Below are 19,651 nucleotides of genomic sequence, written 5' to 3' on the forward strand. Positions count from 1 at the left end.
TGAGGCGGAAATTCTGGAGTGGGACGCCGGCAAGGCATTGCGCCGCTACGACATCGCGGTGACTCGCCTTGGCGTGAAACAGGAGTAGAGCGGGATGGCGGAAGATACCTATTCGCTCAAGTTCACAGCAGTCAATCAGGACGACTGGGCGTTGAGTGGCGCCGGCAAAACCGCCGATCTGATGCCACCTGATGCGTCTGCCAGGTCGCAACAGCTTGTTTCGGGTGCTGGTCAGCCAATGCCCGGTTTAAATCAGGCGTTTGCTGGGCTGAGTCTGGCGTTGGCGCAAGCCAGCCTGGAAATCAACTCATTGTCGGCGGAGCAGGCCCGGCTCAGAAACGTGCTTGAATCGATCAATACGACGATCTCGTCGCAGCGTTCGCTGTTGCAGGCGATGAATGACAAGCCTGCCGCCACGGGCAGCTCAGGCTCTGGCGCTGAACAGAAGACCAACGGATCGGGCGGTGACAATCCGCCATATGAGGGCTTGAGGCCCGCCATTAATCTGGATGCGGCCATGGCCGAGTTGGGGTTGGTGATTCGCTTTGAGGGCGATCAACGCCAGGCATTGGCAATCACCAACGAGAAAATGGCCAGTGAGCGGCTGGTGGCCCCGAGCAAGGCGACAGCCGTTGATTTGGCGCGGGTCGAATACGCCGCCGCCAAGGCCGGCGTAGGCAACGACCAGCGCGACAAACAAGGCAACGTCGATACGGTTGCGCGGCAGGCCACGATTGTCGATTTCACCCGCGATGCAGCAATCACGGCGTCGGCGTTCAAGCTGCAGGTGCAGGATGCCGCCGAGCTATTGATCGGCTGGCGCACCTCGATGAACCTCGATCGTTTGCAGACCCAGGACCTGGCGGATGCCACGAGTGTGCTCGGCAATAGTATGAGTGCTTCCGAGGCGGACATCGGCGCCATTCTCACCAATTATGGTGCCGCAGGGACCAACGCGGGGCTGGCTCCCGAGCAAGCCGCCGCGTTCTCGGCAGCCTTGCTCAATGCCGGCGTTAAACCGGCCGATGCGGGTGTCGCCTTCGAGAAAATCACCACGACGCTAGCGCGGGGCGAGGCGACGACGCCAGGTCAGCAAGCCGCCTGGGCGCAACTGGGGCTCGATCCCAAGGCGCTGGCTGGTGGGATGCAACAGGATGCACCCGCCACCATCGTCTCGGTACTCGAGGCGCTGAAGGCGCAACCCGCCGCGGAACGCGCAGGGCTGGCCACGCAGTTGTTCTCGGTCGACAGACCGATCCTGCAGATGCTGCAGAACACGAGCGAAGTCGAGCGCGCCTTTTCGTTGGTCGCCAACAAAAAACTGTATGCGACATCGGAGCTGCACGATCAGGGTGCGGCCCAGCAATCGGCGCTGAAACTCTCGGACAGTTCGCAATCGCACTGGAACGTTTTCAACGCCCAGTTGGACCGTCTCAAGACCTCAAGCGGTAATACGGTGCTGCCGGTGTTCGATGCACTGCTGGCGCCGACCGGTGCGGTCATTGATGGCCTGAGCCGTTTTGCCGAAGCATTCCCGGTCGCGACCGGTGCACTCCTGGTGGGCGCCGCGGCGTTCAAAGGGGTGAAAATCGTCGACAAGGTCAAAGACTGGTTGGGCGGGGGAGGCGGTAGCAGCGCCGGCAAAGGCACCGGCAGTGGTGCTAGCGCGGGCAGTCTCGGCGGCAGATTGATGAGCCGCGCATCGGCGCTGGGCAGTCTTGCGCTGACCCGACTACAAAACGTTCAGGCGGGAGTGATGACCCGTGCCCGGACGCTTGCCACCGCCGCCAACAGCAGGATGGCGGGCCTGATGTCCGGCTCTGGCAGGCGCTTGATCAGCCAGGGGACCAGGATCGGTCGCGTGGCGGGCCCGCTGGCCCTCCCTTTGATGTTGGTCGATGCCGGCCTTGAAGTCGCGGAAGGGATACGCAAGGACGATGCCCGAATGGTCGGCGGCGGCCTCGGCTCTGCGGCGGGTGGGCTGGCGGGTTCTTACGCCGGAGCCGCGGCTGGTGCAGCGATTGGCACGTTTATCTTTCCGGGCCCGATGACCTTGGTCGGTGGTCTGCTTGGTGGAGTGCTGGGCGGTATGGCGGGCAGTGAGGTCGGGCATCAGGCCGGTTCGTGGCTGGGCGAGAAGCTTGGCAAGCCGGTTGACCGCCTCGACCCACCGGACCAGGTGAGCAAGAACCTGGCCGGCGCCCAGGCGAATAACCGGCAGATCAACTTCGCGCCGGTCATTCACATCACTGGCCAGGATCCGACCCAGGCCAGGAAGATCGCCAACCTGGTCACCCAAACGATTCAGGCGCAATTCGTGCCCATGATGATGGGCAATCCACTCGCCGCGCGACGTAATGCGGCCCTGACTGATGGAGGTGTTTGATGCGACAGCAAATGGCCCTGGGCAGCTTCATTTTTGGCCTGTCCAGAGACTTCGCCTACAGCGGCCTGGTTCGTAAGACGGACGGCGGTTGGGTGGATCTGAACATCCTCATCAGCAAGCCTAAATCCAGTCAGGTCGGACAGGCCCTGGAGACGCTGAGCATCACGGGGAAGTCGATGTATGCGGTAGCCATGGAACGACTCGACGAGTTGCGTGCGCTGCAGGCGCTGCGCGTGCCGCTGCCATTGGTTGACGGTATCGGGCGCAACTGGGGTTTGTGGCGAATAACCAGCGTGACGGAAACCCAAAGCGAGATCATTGATGACGGGACCGCGATGTTGAATGCATGGGCTATCGAGTTGACGGAGTTCATCCATGCGTAGGGTCAGGAGTATCGCCGGCGACTCGGTCAACCTGTTGCTCTTTCGTGAGCTTGGCCGCAGTGACGACGCCGCCGAGGAAGCCCTTTGGCGACTCAATCCGACCCTGGCCGAACAAGGGGCGGTTTTGCCGGCGGGAGTTTGGGTGGTGCTGCCCGAGATGACCACGCAGACGACGGCCACGGCTCCCGTGTCGGCCTGGGATTAAGGAGGACGTATGACACTTGGATTTACGCCCGCCGTGGAAATCTACGGGGCCAATGCTGCGCTGCTCAACGAGCGGCTGGTCCAGTGGGAGTATATCGATGCTTCCGGGATCCAGTCCGACCAGATCAAGCTCCTCATCGATCTTGAAGGGCTGGAGGGCCTGCCCAGCCTGGGCGGCAGGATCGGCTTTCAGGTGGGCTACAAAGAGTCGGGCCTGGTGGACAAGGGGGTGTTTGTCATCACCCAGCGCACGCCTTTTCTGTATCCCTTGCAGCTGTCGCTGATCGCCATGTCGGCGCCTTTCAGCGAGCACGATGAGACCGAGTTCATGCAACGCCGATCCGCCAGTTACGGCCCCACGACACTCGGTGCGCTGTTTCGCGAGCTGACCATGCGGCATGGATTTTCGCCGCGTGTGGCACCGCTGCTGGAGACGCAAAAAATTGATCATATCGACCAGTGCAACGAAACGGACATGGGCTTTCTGACTCGCGTCGCCCACATCTATGGCGCAGTTACCAAACCGGTGAACGGCCTGTATGTGTTGGCTTCGGGGGGGCAGTTGACGTCCATTTCCGGCAAGCCCCTGAAGGAAGTGCTGCTCTCGGTGACAAAGGATAATCGCCCCGGTGACCAAGCATTTACCACGGCGGTTATCGATGAAACAGCCCGATCAAAATACAAGGGATGCCGTACCACCTGGTGGGACGCGGCGGCCGGCAAGGAGCGTGAGTTTCACCTGGGTATCAAGCCGTTCAAGACGTTTCCACGGCGTTGCCAGAATGAAGACCAGGCCAAGGCCGCCGCCGAGGGCGAGTTACGTCGCCTGGAGCGCGACGCTTTCAAGCTGACCATCAGTTGCCCGGGACATCCGGACCTGGCAGCGGAAGGCGTGATCCTGCTCGATGCCAGTTGGCCCCGGATCATGCAGGGTCGATGGTCGGTCACCAAACTGACGGCCAGTGGCAGCCGCAAGGAAAGCTATCGATGCATCGTTGAGGCCCATTGCCTGGATCCCCGGCAGTAACGATCGCATTCCCGGTCCGGGTCTTCATGAACAGAGCCTTTTACGGGTTTTGCAGGTGGTATCGCAAAACAGCAAAAGCCGAAGTCGAAGATTGACGCAGATTGAACTGCAACCCGGTTTCCCGAAAGTCATCGATTGGCCGACCGCGCCTGACGCCGTTGTTGTGCTCGCCCAGGTTTAATTCACAACAGTCTATGGACTTTAATCCGTGGCGCACTGTTGTTAGTGCGTCACTCCTTATGAAGTGGTGAATAGGAGGTTCTCGTGGGTTATCTGAAAAGTGCAGTAGGCTCTGGTTGGATGAATAGTCAGTCAGTAGACGATATTTCCGTGGCCGGTGCGCCTGAATCATTGATTCCGGTGCAATGGGATAATGCAGTTGTCGACGAATTGGTTAATCGCAATCAATTGGAAAACCATCGACAAGATGCGGCGCGCACATGGCGAGATGAACAAATTAATGCCAGTCAATGGCTGCTGGATCGCGATCGTGATGAAATCGCAGCGGGTATGTCGCTGACACTAACCACAGAAGATTTTTACGAGTTGATTGAGTATCGGCAGGAACTGCGGGATTGGCCTCAACGCTCCGGATTCCCCAAAAAAACCAGTAAACCATTGCCTCCGGACTGGTTGATGAAAATGCTCCAGGGAGTATAAGCAATTCCTCTTGAACAACAGCAACTGATGCAGATATTTCCCAACGCCCGCTCCCAAGCGGGCGTTTTCATTTCCGCCCTCAACACCGCCATGACCCACCGCAACATCAACACCCCCAAACGCATCGCAGCTTTCCTCGCGCAAGTCGGCCACGAATCGGGGCAGTTGCAGTACGTGCGGGAACTGGGCAATAACCAATACCTGAGCAAATACGACACCGGCACCCTGGCCTTGCGGTTGGGCAATACCCCGGAGGCTGACGGTGACGGCCAGAAGTACCGTGGTCGTGGGCTGATCCAGATCACCGGTCGCGACAACTACCGCCAATGCAGTCTTGGATTGTTCGGTGACGATCGTTTGCTGTTTTTACCCGAACTCCTGGAAAAACCGCAATGGGCCGCCGAATCCGCCGCGTGGTTCTGGGAGCTGAACGGCCTGAATGAACTGGCCGACCGCGACCAGTTCAACAGCATCACCCGGCGGATCAATGGCGGTCTGAACGGGCTCGAGGATCGCCTGCAACTCTGGGCACGGGCGAGGGCGGTGCTATGCCAGCCTTCGGTCTGATCTCCTGGCGGGTGATTGGCGTCGCCGTGTTGGTCGGGTTTTCGGCGGTGCTGGCCTGGCACGTTCAGGATTGGCGTTATGGCCGGCAACTGGCGGAACAGGCCAGGTTGCAGGCCGAGACGCTGAATCAGCTGACCCAGGCCGCCGCAACGCAACAACAGGCCGAACAAGGCAAGCGTCTGGCCTTGGAACAATGGCTGTCCGCCAGTGAACAAACCCATTATCGAGCGCTTAGCGATGCCCAACGTGATCAAGGTCGCCTGCGCGATCGTCTTGCCACTGCTGATGTGCGCCTGTCAGTCCTCCTCGATGCCAATGACGTTGCCGCAAGCTGCGCAATGCCAGCCGCCTCCAGCGCCAGCGGCGTGGATCATGGCGCCTCGCGAGCCCGACTTGACCCGGCGCATGCTCAACGAATTATCGCCATCACCGACGCCGGCGACCGCGGATTGATTGCCTTGCAGGCTTGTCAGGCCTATATCAAGGCCATCGTTCGCTAACATTTTGATCGGTTCTGTATCTTGCAAGCGCGATGTGCTCGTGTACGGTGGTTCCATTCAGCCCGATCAGGAGAGGACCGTGAAAGAAATCACCCAGCTGGCCGCTGAACTTGGCAGGCGCTTGCAGGTTCTCAATGCCCACGTCACCACCGCCGAGTCCTGCACCGGCGGCGGGATCGCCGAGGCGATCACCCGCATTCCCGGGAGTTCGGCGTGGTTCGAGGCCGGTTACGTGACGTACTCCAACCGCCAGAAAACCCAGCAACTGAATGTGCCCGAAGAGTTGTTTGCGACGGTGGGGGCGGTCAGTCGCGAGGTGGTCGAGGCCATGGTTCTTGGCGCGCAAGACAAAAGCCATGCGCGTTTTGCTGTAGCGGTCAGCGGTGTGGCGGGGCCGGACGGTGGTTCTGCGAGCAAACCGGTGGGCACAGTCTGGCTGGCCTGGGGCGTCGGGGAAGCGCTATTCAGCGAGGTCCAGCACTTCCCCGGCAACCGCGACGAGGTCCGCCGACAAACGGTTAAGGCCGCGCTAGAGGGGCTGCTGCGCCATGCCGCTGGAGAAATCTCAAATCAGGGGTAGGCGATCCTGAAACGCTGTGGAATAATACTGGCTACTTATACAGGTGTTGGCCGTCAGGCCTTATTGATTACGTGAGGACTTTAATGGACGACAACAAGAAGAAAGCCTTGGCTGCGGCCCTGGGTCAGATCGAACGTCAATTCGGCAAAGGTGCCGTAATGCGTATGGGCGATCAGGACCGTCAGGCGATCCCGGCTATTTCCACTGGCTCTCTGGGTCTGGACATCGCGCTCGGCATTGGCGGCCTGCCAAAAGGCCGTATCGTTGAAATCTACGGTCCTGAATCCTCCGGTAAAACCACGCTGACATTGTCCGTGATCGCCCAGGCTCAAAAAGCCGGCGCGACCTGCGCATTCGTCGACGCCGAACACGCCCTCGACCCTGAATATGCCGGCAAACTGGGCGTCAACGTCGACGACCTGCTGGTTTCCCAGCCGGACACCGGCGAGCAGGCCCTGGAAATCACCGACATGCTGGTGCGTTCCAACGCGGTTGACGTGATCATCGTCGACTCCGTAGCCGCTCTGGTGCCGAAGGCCGAGATCGAAGGCGAAATGGGTGACATGCACGTGGGCCTGCAAGCCCGCCTGATGTCCCAGGCGCTGCGTAAAATCACCGGCAACATCAAGAACGCCAACTGCCTGGTTATCTTCATCAACCAGATCCGTATGAAAATCGGCGTGATGTTCGGCAGCCCGGAAACCACCACCGGTGGTAACGCGCTGAAGTTCTACGCTTCGGTTCGTCTGGACATCCGTCGTACTGGCGCGGTGAAAGAAGGTGACGAGGTTGTCGGTAGCGAAACCCGCGTCAAGGTTGTGAAGAACAAGGTCGCTTCGCCGTTCCGTCAGGCCGAGTTCCAGATTCTTTACGGCAAAGGCATCTACCTCAACGGCGAGATGATCGATCTGGGTGTTCTGCACGGTTTCGTCGAGAAGTCCGGTGCCTGGTACGCCTATGAAGGCACCAAGATCGGTCAGGGCAAGGCCAACTCGGCCAAGTTCCTGGCAGACAATCCGGAAATCGCCGCGAAGCTCGAGAAGCAGCTGCGTGACAAGTTGCTGACCCCAGCGCCGGACGTCAAAGCATCGCCAGTCAAAGCGACTGCTGATGACCTGGCTGACGCGGATATCTGATTGATCCGATGACCGCCGTACTCGATACACTCGTCGCGGTGCGGCGAACCGCCATGGACCTGCTCGCGCGACGCGAGCACGGTCGAGTCGAGCTGACGCGTAAACTGCGTCAGCGCGGCGCTCTCCCTGAGATGATCGACACAGCACTTGACCGACTGACGGAAGAGGGGCTGCTGTCCGAATCCCGTTACCTCGAAAGCTTTGTGTCCTACCGTGCCCGTTCCGGTTACGGCCCTTTGCGCATTCGTGAAGAGTTGGGCCAGCGCGGCCTGCAACGTACCGACATCGAGCTCGCCTTGCGCGAGAGCGGTCTCAACTGGCAGGAACAACTGGAAGATACCTGGCGACGCAAATTTGCCGGGCATTTACCGATAGACATGCGCGAGCGTGCCAAGCAGGGGCGGTTCCTGGCTTATCGGGGGTTTTCCATGGAGATGATCAACCGATTGTTCAGCGGTCGAGGAATGGACGACTAAATAAAAACGGCCCGCTATTTCGATAGCGGGCCGTTTTTTTTTGCCTGTTGTTTACGTCACCTTGGACGGTTCCCGCGTGCGCTGTTGCGCCTGGGGTTTGGGCTGCGCCCAGTTTTCCGGCAGGTTGATGAAGTCCACCAGTTCCCGCAGACGCCCATGATCACGGGCATTGAAGGTAAAGGCCAGTCGCGCCAGATGGCTGAACTGCGGCTCATCGTGCTCCTCGCCGCTGTAGACGTGCTGATGGAAGTGATCGCTCAGGCACAGGTCGGCGAATGCCGTCTGCATGTGTTCGAGCGCTCCGTCGCTGAGCTGGTGATTCATGCGAATCACGAATTGATGCTTGAGCCAGCGGCTGGAGTGGAAGTTGCTGTAGAACTGGTTGATCTGCTCAACCGCCTCTTCGGCGCTGTAGACCAGGCTCACCAGCTTCATGTCGGTGGGCAGGATGTAACGGTTTTCCTCCAGTTGATGGTGGATGAAGTCCAGCGCTCCCTGCCAGAACGTGCCACCCGGCGTATCCAGCAACACCACCGGCACCAAGGGGCTTTTGCCGGTCTGGATCAGCGTCAGCACTTCCAGTGCTTCGTCCAGCGTACCGAAACCGCCCGGGCACAGGACCAGCGCGTCGGCTTCCTTGACGAAGAACAGCTTGCGGGTAAAGAAGAAGTGGAAGGACAGCAGGTTGGTGGTGCCCTGCACGGTAGGGTTGGCATGCTGCTCGAAGGGCAGGGTGATATTGAACCCCAGACTGTGTTCCAGGCCCGCGCCTTCGTGGGCGGCGGCCATGATGCCACCGCCGGCACCGGTGATGACCATCAGGTCCGAACGCGCCAGCGCGGCGCCGAGTTCCCGGGCCATGCCATACAGCGGATGTTCGATCGGTGTTCGGGCCGAGCCGAACACAGTGACTTTGCGCCGACCCTTGAACTGCTCCAGCACACGGAATGCGTGCTCCAGTTCGCGCAGGGCCTGCAGGGTGATCTTGGCGTTCCAGCGGTTGTGATCTTCCTGGGCCATGCGCAGCACGGTCAGGATCATGTCGCGGTAAATCGGGATGTTGGGGCTGTTGGGTGAAACCAGGTTGAGTTGCTCTTCGACCTTGCTGGTGAGGTCGTGGCCGCTTTCTTCAAAATGACGGCTGAGGAGGTCATTCGGTAGGTAAGGCATTCAACTTCTCCTTGCATGCAGGCTGTGTTTTTTCCATCGCATGAAAAAAACCTTCGCAACAACAAATGCACAACGGGCCGCTCCTTTTCGGCCTCAAAGACAATGTGAATACTCTGAATCTAGACCTTCGCGGTGATTTGCGCTGACTTGATCATTGCGCCGCAAAGTCTTTCCTGGCAACCGCTTATTGGCGATTTGCAAGGTGGTTTCACCGCTCGTCTGAACGCAAGCCCACTGGCTGTGGCTCTGATTTACTAAGTTACAGGCGTGACACGACAACTTTGCGTCAAAGGCAGTACGCCAAGTTCATGCGGTTCAGGGATTTGAGTGTGCAGGGAGGCGGGAAATCATGGCCAGATTGATTCTGGAGATCGATGCGCAACTGTATCGATTATTGAAATCGTCAGCCGAGACCAATCATTTGAGTCTTGAAGAGGAGTGCTGCCGGCGTCTGGGCGGTGGTGAGCGCCGTTCGCGTTATTTGCAGGCCTTGCTGGCAGAACTGCGCGCCGAGGATGAACAGCGGCGCGCCAATTCCCGATGATTACTTCTTCTTGGCCGGGGCCGCTTTCGGGCAATCCGATTCCTGATAGCTGGCGGAACCGACCGAGCGGTTGGTCTTCACCTCAGTGAAGTCGTAACGCATTACTGCGCCCTTGGCCATCAGCTTACGGAACGATGGGTTGTTGCAGACAGAGGCACCCAGCTGGAAATACACAGCTTTCGGATCGGCACGCATCTTGTCGGCGTGGCTGCTTTGCACGCTCAAGTGGTTGATCAACGTATTGCCTTCGGCGGTGTAGCCCTGATCAAGAATGTCCTCGTTGATCGCCCGCGGTGTGCCGACACTGCTTTGTACGGCGACGTTTCGCAGCTCTCTGTTGAGGTTCTGCTCACTCAAGGAAGCAGCCTGAGCGCTGAAGGACGACGCCAATAGAACGGCAGCGGTGGGAACGATAAGGCGCAGCATGAAACTCTCCTGGTTCAGTGACTGGTTGGTTCGACCCGTCACGTGACTGTGCGTTCAGTGGCGGCGAATTATAGGGGAGCGGGTCCGGACGGTACAGGCTTGCGCCGGCCGCTCTGATAAACTGCCGGCACTTTCTGCCTTGCCGAGTGTTTTTTGTGTCGATTTTCCTTACCTGTCGGCGTTGCCTGCGATGAACCTTGAAACCCCACGCTTCGCGGCGAACGCCGTGGCCCGCTTGCGCGATGAGCGCGAGGAGGAAGGCATCAAGCCGATCCAGGCCCGTGGCTGGCGGGCAACCCGTTGCCGCGCCTGCCGGGTGATCGAGAGCCATTGCCTGTGTGCCTGGCGCCCGCAGGTCGAGACCCGCTCCGGGGTGTGCCTGATCATGACCAACAAGGAAGTGTTCAAGCCGAGCAACACCGGTTGGCTGATTGCTGACGTCGTGCGTGACAACCATGCATTCATTTGGTCGCGCACAGAGACCGATCAAAAACTGCTGGACCTGTTGACTGACCCGCAATGGCAGCCCTACCTGGTGTTTCCGGGCGAGTACGTGGAGCCCGAGCGCGTGACCAACACCGTGGACATCGAGAGCACCAAGCGCCCGCTGTTTATCCTGCTGGATGCGACCTGGACCGAGGCCCGGAAGATTTTTCGCAAAAGCCCTTATTTTGACCGGTTGCCAATCCTCAGCCTGCTACCGGAGAAACTCTCCCGCTACCGCTTGCGCCGTTCGACCCGCAGCGAACATCTATGCACCGCCGAGGTGGCGGCGCTGTGCCTCGATCTGGCGGGTGATACCGACGCGGCCTCGGCACTGGACGCTTACTTCGATGTGTTCAGCCAGCACTACCTGGATGCCAAGCACCAATTGGATATGAACGTTGCAACGCCGGCCCACGCCGAGTTGATGCCTTTCGTGCAGAACACGGTTCCGGTCATCAGCTGATTGTCGCCCATACTGCAAAGAACTGTACCGGCCATGCACCTTGACCACCCCGACTTCGCTGGGCATGCTTGGCGCCGATTAGGGCGCGGCCAGAGTTTGAAACGCCGCTTGATCACGTGATTGGCGTTGAACGTGCCCTGTTGGTGCAGCTCCGTGGCTGTACCTTGAGTTGTTTGAAAAACAGGATCATTTGAAAAATGGCCACATACGAAATCCTGATTGCCGATGACCACCCTCTTTTTCGAAGTGCATTACACCAAGCGTTGACCCTGGGCCTGGGCCCGGATGTCCGTCTGGTAGAAGTGGCGAGCATTGCCGAACTGGAAACCCGCCTGGACGAAAAATCCGACTGGGACCTGGTGCTGCTGGACCTGAACATGCCGGGGGCCTACGGATTTTCCGGGCTGGTGCTGTTGCGCGGTCAGTACCCGCAGATTCCGGTGGTGATGGTCTCGGCCCAGGAAGAAGCCTCGATCATGGTCAAGTCCCGTGAATTCGGCGCCAGCGGTTTCATTCCCAAGTCGAGCGACCTGAGTGTCATTCAAAAAGCTGTGCGTGCGGTGCTTGATGGCGACGTCTTCTGGCCGCCCCAGGCATTCGAAGCGGTCAGCGTGTCCGCCGAAGCCAAGGCTGCCAGTGAGGGGCTTGCGAGCTTGACGCCCCAGCAGTTCCGGGTGCTGACTATGGTCTGTGAAGGGTTGCTGAACAAGCAGATTGCCTATGAGCTGAGCGTGTCCGAAGCGACAATCAAGGCGCATGTGACGGCGATTTTCCGCAAGCTCAACGTGCGGACCCGAACTCAGGCGGCGTTGCTCCTGCAACAACTTGAGTCAATTTCCAGCCATTAAAGCGTTACGTATTCACGCTTTTTTGACTTTATTTACTCTAGCTTTCCCACTCCCTTTTGGTTCAGTTGCCTACCCTATGTCACCTTTTAAAGGCCAGACCGGCCTAAAACGCATCCTCAACGCCTCCGGCTACTCGCTGGATGGCCTGCGCGCAGCCTTTACCGGTGAAGCGGCGTTTCGGCAACTGGTGTTGCTCAACGTCATCCTGATTCCGATTTCGTTCTTCCTGAACGTCAGTCGGGTCGAACAGGCGCTGCTGATCGCCGTGTGCCTGCTGGCCTTGATCGTCGAGTTGCTCAATTCGGCGGTAGAAGCGGCCATCGACCGCATTTCCCTTGAGCTGCACCCACTGTCCAAGAACGCCAAGGACATGGGCAGCGCCGCGCAGTTCGTGGCGTTGACCATGATTGCGCTGGTGTGGGCGGTGATTCTGCTTTAAGCGATGGTGGGCAGCACGATCTCGTCGCTGCGCTGCACCCCGGCGGTGAAGGCGCGGCACAGGTCGAGGAATTCGCGCATCGCCGGCGTCTGGAATTTCTGTTTGTGCCAGATGAAATAGAACTGCCGCGCCAGGTCCAGATCCGGCGTCTCCACCGCCACCAGGCTGCCGCGGCGGAACGCATCACGCAACGCCAGCCGCGAAATGCAACCGATCCCCAAGCCTGACTCGACCGCGCGTTTGATCGCTTCGGTGTGTTCCAGCTCCAGGCGAATATTCAGCGCGCTGCGATGATGACGCATGGCCTGGTCGAAGGTTAGCCGCGTGCCAGAGCCCTGTTCGCGCAGGATCCAGGCCTCGTGGCTCAGTTCTTCCATGGTCGCGATGCCGCGTTTGGCCAGCGGATGCTGGGGCGCGCAAAACACTACCAGCTCATCCTCGACCCAGCTCTGCACTTCGATGTCCGGGTGGCTGCAGTCGCCTTCGATTAGACCCAGATCAATTTCATAGTGGGCGACTTGTTGCACGATGTTGGCAGTGTTCTGTACGTGCAGCTTCACTTGGCTTTCCGGGTGGCGCTGCATGAAGCTGCCGATCAGCAACGTCGCCAGGTAATTGCCGATGGTCAGGGTCGCGCCGACCGCCAATGAGCCGAAACCAGACTTGCCGTTGAGCAGGTTTTCGATTTCCTTGGACTGGTCGAGCAGCGCCACTGCCTGGGGCAATAGCTGTTTACCGAGGGCGTTGAGGCTCAGCCGTTTGCCGGCGCGGTCGAACAGCTGACAGCTGGACTGACGCTCTAGCTCGGTGATTGAGGTGCTGGCCGCCGATTGCGAGAGGTTGAGCAGGCCCGCAGCACGGGATACGCTTTCCTGCTGAGCGACGGCGACGAAGACTTGAAGTTGACGTAGAGTAAATCGCATATCTATATAACCGATAACCCTTATCTTAATAATCCAGTTAACAGATATTGTGGCTGCCATTAGAATGCGATGCAATTGCGCGCGGCTGGTTCTCTTTCTTTAGAAGAGCAGCGCAGACCCAATCTCCAGGAGTCCCACGTACATGAGCAACATGAACCACGAGCGTGTCCTCAGTGTTCATCACTGGAACGACACTCTGTTCAGCTTCAAGTGCACCCGCGATCCGGGCCTGCGCTTCGAGAACGGTCAGTTCGTGATGATCGGCCTGCAACAGCCCAATGGCCGCCCGCTTATGCGCGCTTACTCGATTGCCAGCCCGAACTGGGAAGAACATCTCGAGTTCTTCAGCATCAAGGTGCCTGATGGTCCGCTGACTTCCCAGTTGCAGCATCTGAAGGAAGGCGACGAGATCATCATCAGCAAGAAGCCTACCGGCACGCTGGTGCTGGATGACTTGAAGCCTGGCAAACATTTGTACCTGCTCAGCACCGGCACCGGTCTGGCGCCGTTCATGAGCGTCATCCAGGACCCGGAAACCTACGAGCGTTTCGAAAAAGTGATCCTGTGCCACGGCGTGCGTTACGTCAACGAAGTCGCCTACCGCGAATTCATCACCGAGCACCTGCCGCAGAACGAGTTCTTCGGCGAGGCCCTGCGTGACAAGTTGATCTACTACCCGACCGTGACCCGCGAGCCGTTCGAGAACGAAGGCCGCCTGACCGACCTGATGCGCAGCGGCAAGCTGTTCAGCGACATCGGCCTGCCTCCGATCAACCCGCAGGACGACCGCGCCATGCTGTGCGGCAGCCCGAGCATGCTCGACGAAACCAGCGAAGTGCTGAATAGCTTCGGCCTGAAAGTTTCGCCGCGGATGCGCGAGCCGGGTGATTACCTGATCGAGCGAGCGTTCGTCGAGAAATAAGCTTTGGGTGACGCAGAGCGTCACTGGATGCATTCCCACGCAGAGCGTGGGAACGATCAGCCCCCGTTGCCTGTGCAGGCAATGGGGGCTTTTTTATGCCCGACGCAATCTCTGTTGGAAATACGTGCGTCGGGCGCCATCGCTGTAGGAGCAGCCTTCGGCAGCTCCTACGGGTTGGGAATCGGGATGACTTCGAGGACGCGGATCATTCCGACTTCGGGGTAATGCCAACGCACATCGACATCCCAGAACTGCGCGCCATATTCCCTTTCCGGTGTAGGAGTCTGGTAGGCGGGACGTGGGTCTTGTGCCAGACATTGCTCGATCAATTCCACCAGCGGCTCGTCAAGGCGCTGAGCGTGCTCGTGAGCCTGTTGCAGCGCTGAATCCGTCCACTGCACGGGAATCAGCAGCGGCGCAGCGCTGGCGATGTTGTTGGAGGCGCTGTCGATGATGTCGGCGTAAGGCACGTAGGGTTTGATGTCGAGTATCGGCGTGCCGTCCAGTAAGTCGATGCCGGAAATCCACAGTCGATTGGCTTCGACCTTGTCCAGTTTGACCACTGACTGGCCGATCCCGTTGGGCCGGTGCGTCGCGCGGGTAGCAAACACGCCCATGGATTTGTTACCGCCCAGGCGAGGCGGGCGGACTTTCAGGCGTGGCTTTTCTTCCAGGGCCTGATGAAACAGGAACAGCAACCAGACGTGGCTGACCTGCTCCAGCCCCTGCACCGCATCGCCCTGGTCGAACGGCGCCACCAATTCCAGCACACCGCGAGCGGCCGGGGCCAGTTGCGGTTGGCGCGGGATGGCGAATTTCTCCTTGAAGCAGGAGCGCACGAAGCCGATGGGGGAAACGCTGTAGGTCATGGTTTTGGGGTCGAAGCGGGATCAGGGTGGGCATGATAACCCACCCCATGATCGTTCCCACGCTCCGCGTGGGAATGCAGCCCGGGACGCTCCGCGTCCCCAAAGCGGACGCAGAGCGTAGGAACGATTATGGTGAGGCGATCAGAGGCTGAACCCACCATCCAACGGAATGATATTCCCCGTCATATACGCTCCGGCGGTACTCGCCAGGCTGATCGCCAGCGCCGCCATCTCTTCCTCCCGGCCCCAGCGCTTCATCGGAATCAGCGCCGTGTCCTCCGCCAACGCCTGTTCATCATTACCAATGTGCTGAGTCATCTTGCTCGGAAACCGCCCAGGCGCGATCACGTTGACGTTGATGTGCTGGCTCACCAGTTCCCGCGCCAGAATCCGCGACAGTTGATGTAAGGCAGCTTTACTTGGCCCATAGGCGTAAGCCTGTTCACCAAAGGAAGAAATCCCCGCCACCGAGCCGATGTTGATAATCCGCGCCGGATTGGCTTCAGAACCTGCTTTGCGCAGCAACGGCAAAAACTGCTGGATGCAGTTGAACACCGACGTCACGTTCAACTGCATGACCTTTTCCCAGCCCTTGATCGGGTAACTTTCCAGCGGCGCACCCCAGGTGGTGCCGGCATTGTTGACCAGTATGTCCAAGTGCTCGATCTGCTCACCCAAACGCGTAGCCAGTTGTAGCACACCTTCTTCGGTAGCCAGATTGGCCGATACACCATGGCAGCGACCGAAGGCACTCAGCTCCTCGGCCGTTTGCAGGCAGGCCTCGGCATCCCGGGCGCAGACATACACGGTGGCGCCGGCCTCGACATAAGCCTTGGCGATCATTTTGCCAATACCACGGGTGCCGCCGGTCACCAGAGCGGTGCGGCCTTGCAGGGAAAAGTACGGGTGCATGGCGAATCCTGAGAGCTGAGGGTCAATACACCCTAGTCGTCAGCCGCCAGAAGCGGAGCCACTATTTTTGCGAGGAATGGGGGGCCATTCGGCCCAGCTGCAAGTTTCAAGTTTCAAGCTACAAGCTACAAGCTACAAGCAGACACGATTCACTTGCAGCTTGCAGCTTGCAGCTTGCAGCTTGCAGCTGCCTTTATGCTCTCACTCGAAGAGTGAGCCCCTTGAGGAAGTTGCGCAGCAACTGGTCGCCACAGGTACGGTAGTTGGTGTGGCCAAACTTGCGGAACAGCGCGCTCAGCTCAGGCTTGGACACCGGGAACTCGGAGGCCTTGAGGATCGCGTGCATGTCGTCTTCTTTCAGCTCGAAGGCCACGCGCAGTTTCTTCAGGATGATGTTGTTGGTCACTGGGGTTTCGATCGGCTGTGGCGGACGGCTTTCGTCCTTGCCGCGCTTGAAGATCACCAGGCCATCGAGGAAGTGTGCGATGACTTCGTCCGGGCAACGAACAAAGCCTTCCTCGTCTTCTTCTTTCTTGTCGAGGTACGTCACCAGGTCTTCCATGGTCACGTCCATGCCGCCGAGCTTGATGATCTCGATGACTTTCTTGTCGCTGATGTCGAGCATGTAGCGCACGCTGCGCAGTACGTCGTTATGAATCATGGTGTGCAATCCTGATATTCAGCAGTGGGCGTCGCATAAAACAGCGACGCCGAGATGTAGGGCGGCGTGAAAGTCTTAGAACTTCTCTTTGCCGGACAGATAGCGCCATTGCCCCAACGGCACTTTGCCGATGGACACGCCGCCGATGCGAATACGGCGGATGGCGACGACCTTCAGGCCCACGGCTTGGCAGAACAGGGCGATCACGCCCGGTTGTGGGTTCTTCATCGCAAAGCGCAGACGGTTTTCGTTCTGCCAGCTGGCCTTCACCGCCGGCAGTTCCTTACCCTTGTAAGTCAGGCCATGGTTCAGGCGATTGAGGCCGTGAGCGACCATGTCGCCTTCAACCTCGACCACATACTCTTGCTCGATCTTCGCGGAGTCGGCAGTCAGCTTGCGCAGAATCTTCCAGTCCTGGGTGAACACCAGTAAACCGCTGGCGTTGGCCTGCAGGTCGGTGCTGGCGGTCAGGCGCAGGAAGTGGCCCTTGAGCGGACGTTTGCTGAAGCGGTGTTCTTCGCTCAAGGTCTCGGCGCTGATGGATGCCATGGCCGTTTCCGCGTCCATGCCGGCCGCGACGTTGAACAGAATGGTCACAGGCTCCGGCGCGGTGGCCTTGGCCTCCGGGTCGAGCGCGACGGTCTGATTGTCGACCTTGAACTGCGGCTCGTCGATGACTTCGCCGTCCACGGTGACCCAGCCGCCCTCAATGAACAGCTCAGCCTCCCGACGGGAACAGCCGACGAGTTCGATGAGGCGTTTGGAGAGACGAATCGGGTCAGTCATGACAGGGCCGTAACAAAAAGGGGGTGGGCATTGTACCTGCTGGGCGCCGGTTAATCGCGGGTCCATTTGCGCCATGTGGCTTTTAGCCGCGATGAGCGCGCAGATTCGCCTGTTTCATGCGCATATGCAGCAGCGGATAAGGCTGGCCCATGCCGTCGTGCTCGGTGCGGCCGATCACCTCGAAACCCTGCTTGAAGTAAAATCCGAGGGCTTGCGGGTTCTGTTCGTTGACATCCAGTTCATCGGCGTTCAGGTGTTCCAGGGCATAACGCAGCAGCTGCTTGCCCAGGCCCTGGCCGCGATGGGCCGGGTCGATAAAGAGCATTTCGATCTTGCCCGCCGCGACGCCGGCGAACCCGGTAATGCGCTGGCGCGAGTCTTTGGTGCAGATCAGCATCACCGCGTCGAGGTAGCGAGTCAGCACCAGGTTCTTCAGCAGATCGATATAACTGTTCGGCAGAAAATCATGGGTGGCACGTACCGAGGCCTCCCACACCTGGGTGAGTTCTTCGTAGTCGCTCTGTTTCGGTGTGTGGATGACCGAATGTTGGCGCATGCCCGCCTGCCCCTCGTTGTGTGAATGATGCGAATCCGTTCTCCACAAAACGATAGACGTAAAAAAGCCCCGCATCTCGTCAAGAGAGCGGGGCTTTTCGTATTTTTTGCGTTTAGATCTGTTCAGCCCACAGGTCGTATTCGTCGGCGTCGGTCACTTTGCACCAGACTTTGTCACCTGGCTTCAGGTTGCTGCCGTTGTCGATAAACACGTTACCGTCGATTTCCGGGGCGTCGAAGAAGCAGCGGCCGACCGCGCCTTGCTCGTCGACTTCGTCCACCAGCACTTCGATTTCACGGCCGACGCGCAGTTGCAGGCGTGCCGAGCTGATGGCCTGTTGGTGCGCCATGAAGCGGTCCCAACGGTCTTGCTTGACGTCGTCCGGCACGATGGCCGCGTCCAGCAGGTTGGCCGGTGCGCCTTCGACCGGCGAGTACTGGAAGCAGCCAACGCGATCAAGCTGCGCCTCGGTCAGCCAGTTCAGCAGGTACTGGAAGTCTTCTTCGGTTTCGCCGGGGAAGCCGACGATGAAGGTCGAGCGGATGATCAGGTCCGGGCAGATCACGCGCCAGTTCTTGATCCGCGCCAGGGTCTTGTCTTCGAAGGCCGGGCGTTTCATGGCTTTGAGGACTTTCGGGCTGGCGTGCTGGAACGGGATGTCCAGGTACGGCAGGATCTTGCCGGCGGCCATCAGCGGGATCAGCTCGTCGACGTGCGGGTACGGGTAAACGTAGTGCAAGCGAACCCAGACACCGAGGGAACTCAGGGCTTCACAGAGTTCGGTCATGCGGGTTTTCACCGGCGCGCCGTTCCAGAAACCGGTGCGGTATTTCACGTCGACGCCGTAGGCGCTGGTGTCTTGCGAGATCACCAACAGCTCTTTGACGCCGGCCTTGACCAGGCGCTGGGCTTCGTCGAGCACGTCACCGACCGGACGGCTGACCAGTTTGCCGCGCATCGACGGGATGATGCAGAAGCTGCAGCTGTGGTTGCAGCCTTCGGAAATCTTCAGGTACGCGTAGTGGCGCGGGGTCAACTTGATGCCTTGCGGCGGCACCAGGTCGATCAGCGGGTTGTGATCCTGGCGCGGTGGCACGGCGTCGTGCACGGCGTTGACCACTTGCTCGTACTGCTGCGGACCGGTCACGGCCAGCACGCTCGGGTGCACCTTGCGAATATTGCCTTCTTCGACGCCCATGCAGCCGGTCACGATGACCTTGCCGTTTTCCTTGATGGCTTCGCCGATCACTTCCAAAGATTCAGCCTTGGCCGAGTCGATGAAACCGCAGGTGTTGACCACCACGACATCGGCGTCCTCGTAAGTGGACACGACGTCATAGCCTTCCATGCGCAGCTGGGTAAGGATGCGCTCGGAGTCGACCAGTGCTTTGGGGCAACCCAGGGATACGAAGCCAACCTTTGGATTGGCCGGCGCAGGAGTGGTGGACATGTCTAACCTCGGTATTTGTGACGCCTCCAGCCGTGATCGGCAAGGCGACAAACGGGCGCTTTGTTGCGCCTCTGATCAAAAAGTGCGCAATTCTAGCGATGAGAGGCGCACTTGACCAGCTTTATGCAGGGAAATACGACGAGTGCTGCGCTATGCTTCGCGCCGTTACGCTTTACCGAATTTTTACAGTCAACGAAACGTCTGTAACCTTAAGTAAAACAGCGCATGCTGCACGGCAAAGCATAGTGCTTCTTATAAGAAGTCCGGGTCTTAGTAG

The 19,651-nt window shown here is 59.2% G+C and carries 24 protein-coding genes; 15 read left to right on the forward strand and 9 right to left on the reverse strand.

The genetic code is table 11. The features are described 5' to 3' along the window. Nucleotides 1-94: 94 nt before the first annotated feature. The 10 genes from ACA071_RS06060 to recX all read left to right on the forward strand — a co-directional run bounded on the left by ACA071_RS06060 (nucleotide 95) and on the right by recX (nucleotide 7,919). Nucleotides 95-2,386 (forward strand): phage tail tape measure protein, encoded by a 2,292-nt coding sequence (locus ACA071_RS06060; protein ID WP_497643556.1) that lies wholly within the window; start codon nucleotides 95-97, stop codon nucleotides 2,384-2,386. Continuing rightward, a complete protein-coding gene (locus ACA071_RS06065) occupies nucleotides 2,386-2,769 on the forward strand; it encodes a phage tail protein (RefSeq protein WP_149657347.1) in 384 nt (127 codons plus the stop codon). Before ACA071_RS06060 ends, ACA071_RS06065 begins: the two co-directional genes overlap by 1 nt. After that, nucleotides 2,762-2,974, forward strand: a complete 213-nt coding sequence (locus ACA071_RS06070; protein ID WP_149657346.1) for a tail protein X — start codon at nucleotides 2,762-2,764, stop codon at nucleotides 2,972-2,974. Before ACA071_RS06065 ends, ACA071_RS06070 begins: the two co-directional genes overlap by 8 nt. A 9-nt stretch (nucleotides 2,975-2,983) precedes the next feature. Further along, a complete protein-coding gene (locus tag ACA071_RS06075; RefSeq protein ID WP_497643557.1) occupies nucleotides 2,984-4,000 on the forward strand; it encodes a phage late control D family protein in 1,017 nt (338 codons plus the stop codon). A gap of 264 nt (nucleotides 4,001-4,264) precedes the next feature. After that, nucleotides 4,265-4,660, forward strand: a complete 396-nt coding sequence (locus tag ACA071_RS06080) for a phage tail assembly chaperone (protein WP_497643558.1) — start codon at nucleotides 4,265-4,267, stop codon at nucleotides 4,658-4,660. 27 nt (nucleotides 4,661-4,687) lie between these two features. Next, nucleotides 4,688-5,227: a glycoside hydrolase family 19 protein gene (locus ACA071_RS06085; protein WP_497643559.1), complete on the forward strand. Its 540-nt coding sequence runs from the start codon at nucleotides 4,688-4,690 to the stop codon at nucleotides 5,225-5,227. Then, nucleotides 5,209-5,727, forward strand: coding sequence for a lysis system i-spanin subunit Rz (locus tag ACA071_RS06090; RefSeq protein WP_497643560.1), 519 nt, complete (start codon nucleotides 5,209-5,211; stop codon nucleotides 5,725-5,727). Before ACA071_RS06085 ends, ACA071_RS06090 begins: the two co-directional genes overlap by 19 nt. 79 nt (nucleotides 5,728-5,806) lie before the next feature. Next, the gene (locus tag ACA071_RS06095) at nucleotides 5,807-6,307 is read left to right on the forward strand and encodes a CinA family protein (protein ID WP_497643561.1); all 501 of its coding nucleotides are present in this window, start codon (nucleotides 5,807-5,809) and stop codon (nucleotides 6,305-6,307) included. An 83-nt stretch (nucleotides 6,308-6,390) separates the two neighbouring features. Then, nucleotides 6,391-7,443: a recombinase RecA gene (gene recA / locus ACA071_RS06100; RefSeq protein ID WP_403106900.1), complete on the forward strand. Its 1,053-nt coding sequence runs from the start codon at nucleotides 6,391-6,393 to the stop codon at nucleotides 7,441-7,443. A gap of 8 nt (nucleotides 7,444-7,451) precedes the next feature. Then, entirely contained in the window at nucleotides 7,452-7,919 is a 468-nt protein-coding gene (gene recX, locus ACA071_RS06105) for a recombination regulator RecX (protein ID WP_497643562.1), read from the forward strand. Nucleotides 7,920-7,970: 51 nt separating this feature from the next. Here the strand turns inward: recX and ACA071_RS06110 are convergent, their stop codons facing one another. Next, nucleotides 7,971-9,089, reverse strand: a complete 1,119-nt coding sequence (locus tag ACA071_RS06110) for an LOG family protein (RefSeq protein WP_497643563.1) — start codon at nucleotides 9,087-9,089, stop codon at nucleotides 7,971-7,973. A gap of 349 nt (nucleotides 9,090-9,438) precedes the next feature. On the opposite strand from ACA071_RS06110, the gene ACA071_RS06115 reads away from it, so the two are divergent. Then, nucleotides 9,439-9,633, forward strand: coding sequence for a hypothetical protein (locus tag ACA071_RS06115; protein ID WP_054047053.1), 195 nt, complete (start codon nucleotides 9,439-9,441; stop codon nucleotides 9,631-9,633). On the opposite strand, the gene ACA071_RS06120 is transcribed toward ACA071_RS06115, so the two are convergent. Next, nucleotides 9,634-10,059 (reverse strand): PA3611 family quorum-sensing-regulated virulence factor, encoded by a 426-nt coding sequence (locus ACA071_RS06120; protein WP_497643564.1) that lies wholly within the window; start codon nucleotides 10,057-10,059, stop codon nucleotides 9,634-9,636. Between the two features lie 190 nt (nucleotides 10,060-10,249). On the opposite strand from ACA071_RS06120, the gene ACA071_RS06125 reads away from it, so the two are divergent. The 3 genes from ACA071_RS06125 (at nucleotide 10,250) to ACA071_RS06135 (ending at nucleotide 12,295) form a co-directional block, all read left to right on the forward strand. Beyond that, the gene (locus ACA071_RS06125; protein ID WP_497643565.1) at nucleotides 10,250-11,008 is read left to right on the forward strand and encodes a tRNA-uridine aminocarboxypropyltransferase; all 759 of its coding nucleotides are present in this window, start codon (nucleotides 10,250-10,252) and stop codon (nucleotides 11,006-11,008) included. A gap of 197 nt (nucleotides 11,009-11,205) precedes the next feature. Next, nucleotides 11,206-11,856, forward strand: coding sequence for a response regulator transcription factor ErdR (erdR, locus tag ACA071_RS06130; RefSeq protein WP_010462704.1), 651 nt, complete (start codon nucleotides 11,206-11,208; stop codon nucleotides 11,854-11,856). A gap of 76 nt (nucleotides 11,857-11,932) precedes the next feature. Next, complete coding sequence (locus ACA071_RS06135; RefSeq protein WP_007947182.1) at nucleotides 11,933-12,295, forward strand: diacylglycerol kinase; 363 nt, start codon at nucleotides 11,933-11,935, stop codon at nucleotides 12,293-12,295. On the opposite strand, the gene ACA071_RS06140 is transcribed toward ACA071_RS06135, so the two are convergent. Beyond that, nucleotides 12,292-13,218, reverse strand: coding sequence for a LysR family transcriptional regulator (locus ACA071_RS06140; protein ID WP_497643566.1), 927 nt, complete (start codon nucleotides 13,216-13,218; stop codon nucleotides 12,292-12,294). The genes ACA071_RS06135 and ACA071_RS06140 overlap by 4 nt on opposite strands. A 142-nt stretch (nucleotides 13,219-13,360) precedes the next feature. Between ACA071_RS06140 and fpr the strand changes: the two genes are divergently transcribed. After that, nucleotides 13,361-14,140, forward strand: a complete 780-nt coding sequence (fpr, locus tag ACA071_RS06145) for a ferredoxin-NADP reductase (RefSeq protein WP_003443014.1) — start codon at nucleotides 13,361-13,363, stop codon at nucleotides 14,138-14,140. A gap of 167 nt (nucleotides 14,141-14,307) precedes the next feature. Here fpr and tsaA read toward each other — a convergent pair whose 3' ends face one another. The 6 genes from tsaA to rimO form a co-directional block, all read right to left on the reverse strand. Continuing rightward, a complete protein-coding gene (gene tsaA, locus ACA071_RS06150) occupies nucleotides 14,308-15,009 on the reverse strand; it encodes a tRNA (N6-threonylcarbamoyladenosine(37)-N6)-methyltransferase TrmO (RefSeq protein ID WP_497643567.1) in 702 nt (233 codons plus the stop codon). 141 nt (nucleotides 15,010-15,150) lie between these two features. Further along, complete coding sequence (locus ACA071_RS06155; protein ID WP_497643568.1) at nucleotides 15,151-15,921, reverse strand: SDR family oxidoreductase; 771 nt, start codon at nucleotides 15,919-15,921, stop codon at nucleotides 15,151-15,153. Between the two features lie 193 nt (nucleotides 15,922-16,114). After that, nucleotides 16,115-16,582, reverse strand: coding sequence for a YehS family protein (locus tag ACA071_RS06160; RefSeq protein ID WP_497643569.1), 468 nt, complete (start codon nucleotides 16,580-16,582; stop codon nucleotides 16,115-16,117). A gap of 75 nt (nucleotides 16,583-16,657) precedes the next feature. Further along, on the reverse strand, nucleotides 16,658-17,368 hold the full coding sequence (locus tag ACA071_RS06165; RefSeq protein WP_497643570.1) for an rRNA pseudouridine synthase: 711 nt from the start codon (nucleotides 17,366-17,368) through the stop codon (nucleotides 16,658-16,660). Between the two features lie 82 nt (nucleotides 17,369-17,450). Continuing rightward, nucleotides 17,451-17,924: a GNAT family N-acetyltransferase gene (locus ACA071_RS06170; RefSeq protein WP_497643571.1), complete on the reverse strand. Its 474-nt coding sequence runs from the start codon at nucleotides 17,922-17,924 to the stop codon at nucleotides 17,451-17,453. 112 nt (nucleotides 17,925-18,036) lie between these two features. After that, nucleotides 18,037-19,374, reverse strand: a complete 1,338-nt coding sequence (rimO, locus tag ACA071_RS06175; RefSeq protein WP_497643572.1) for a 30S ribosomal protein S12 methylthiotransferase RimO — start codon at nucleotides 19,372-19,374, stop codon at nucleotides 18,037-18,039. Nucleotides 19,375-19,651 lie beyond the last annotated feature (277 nt).

The organism is Pseudomonas sp. LBUM1646, from assembly GCF_059716165.1.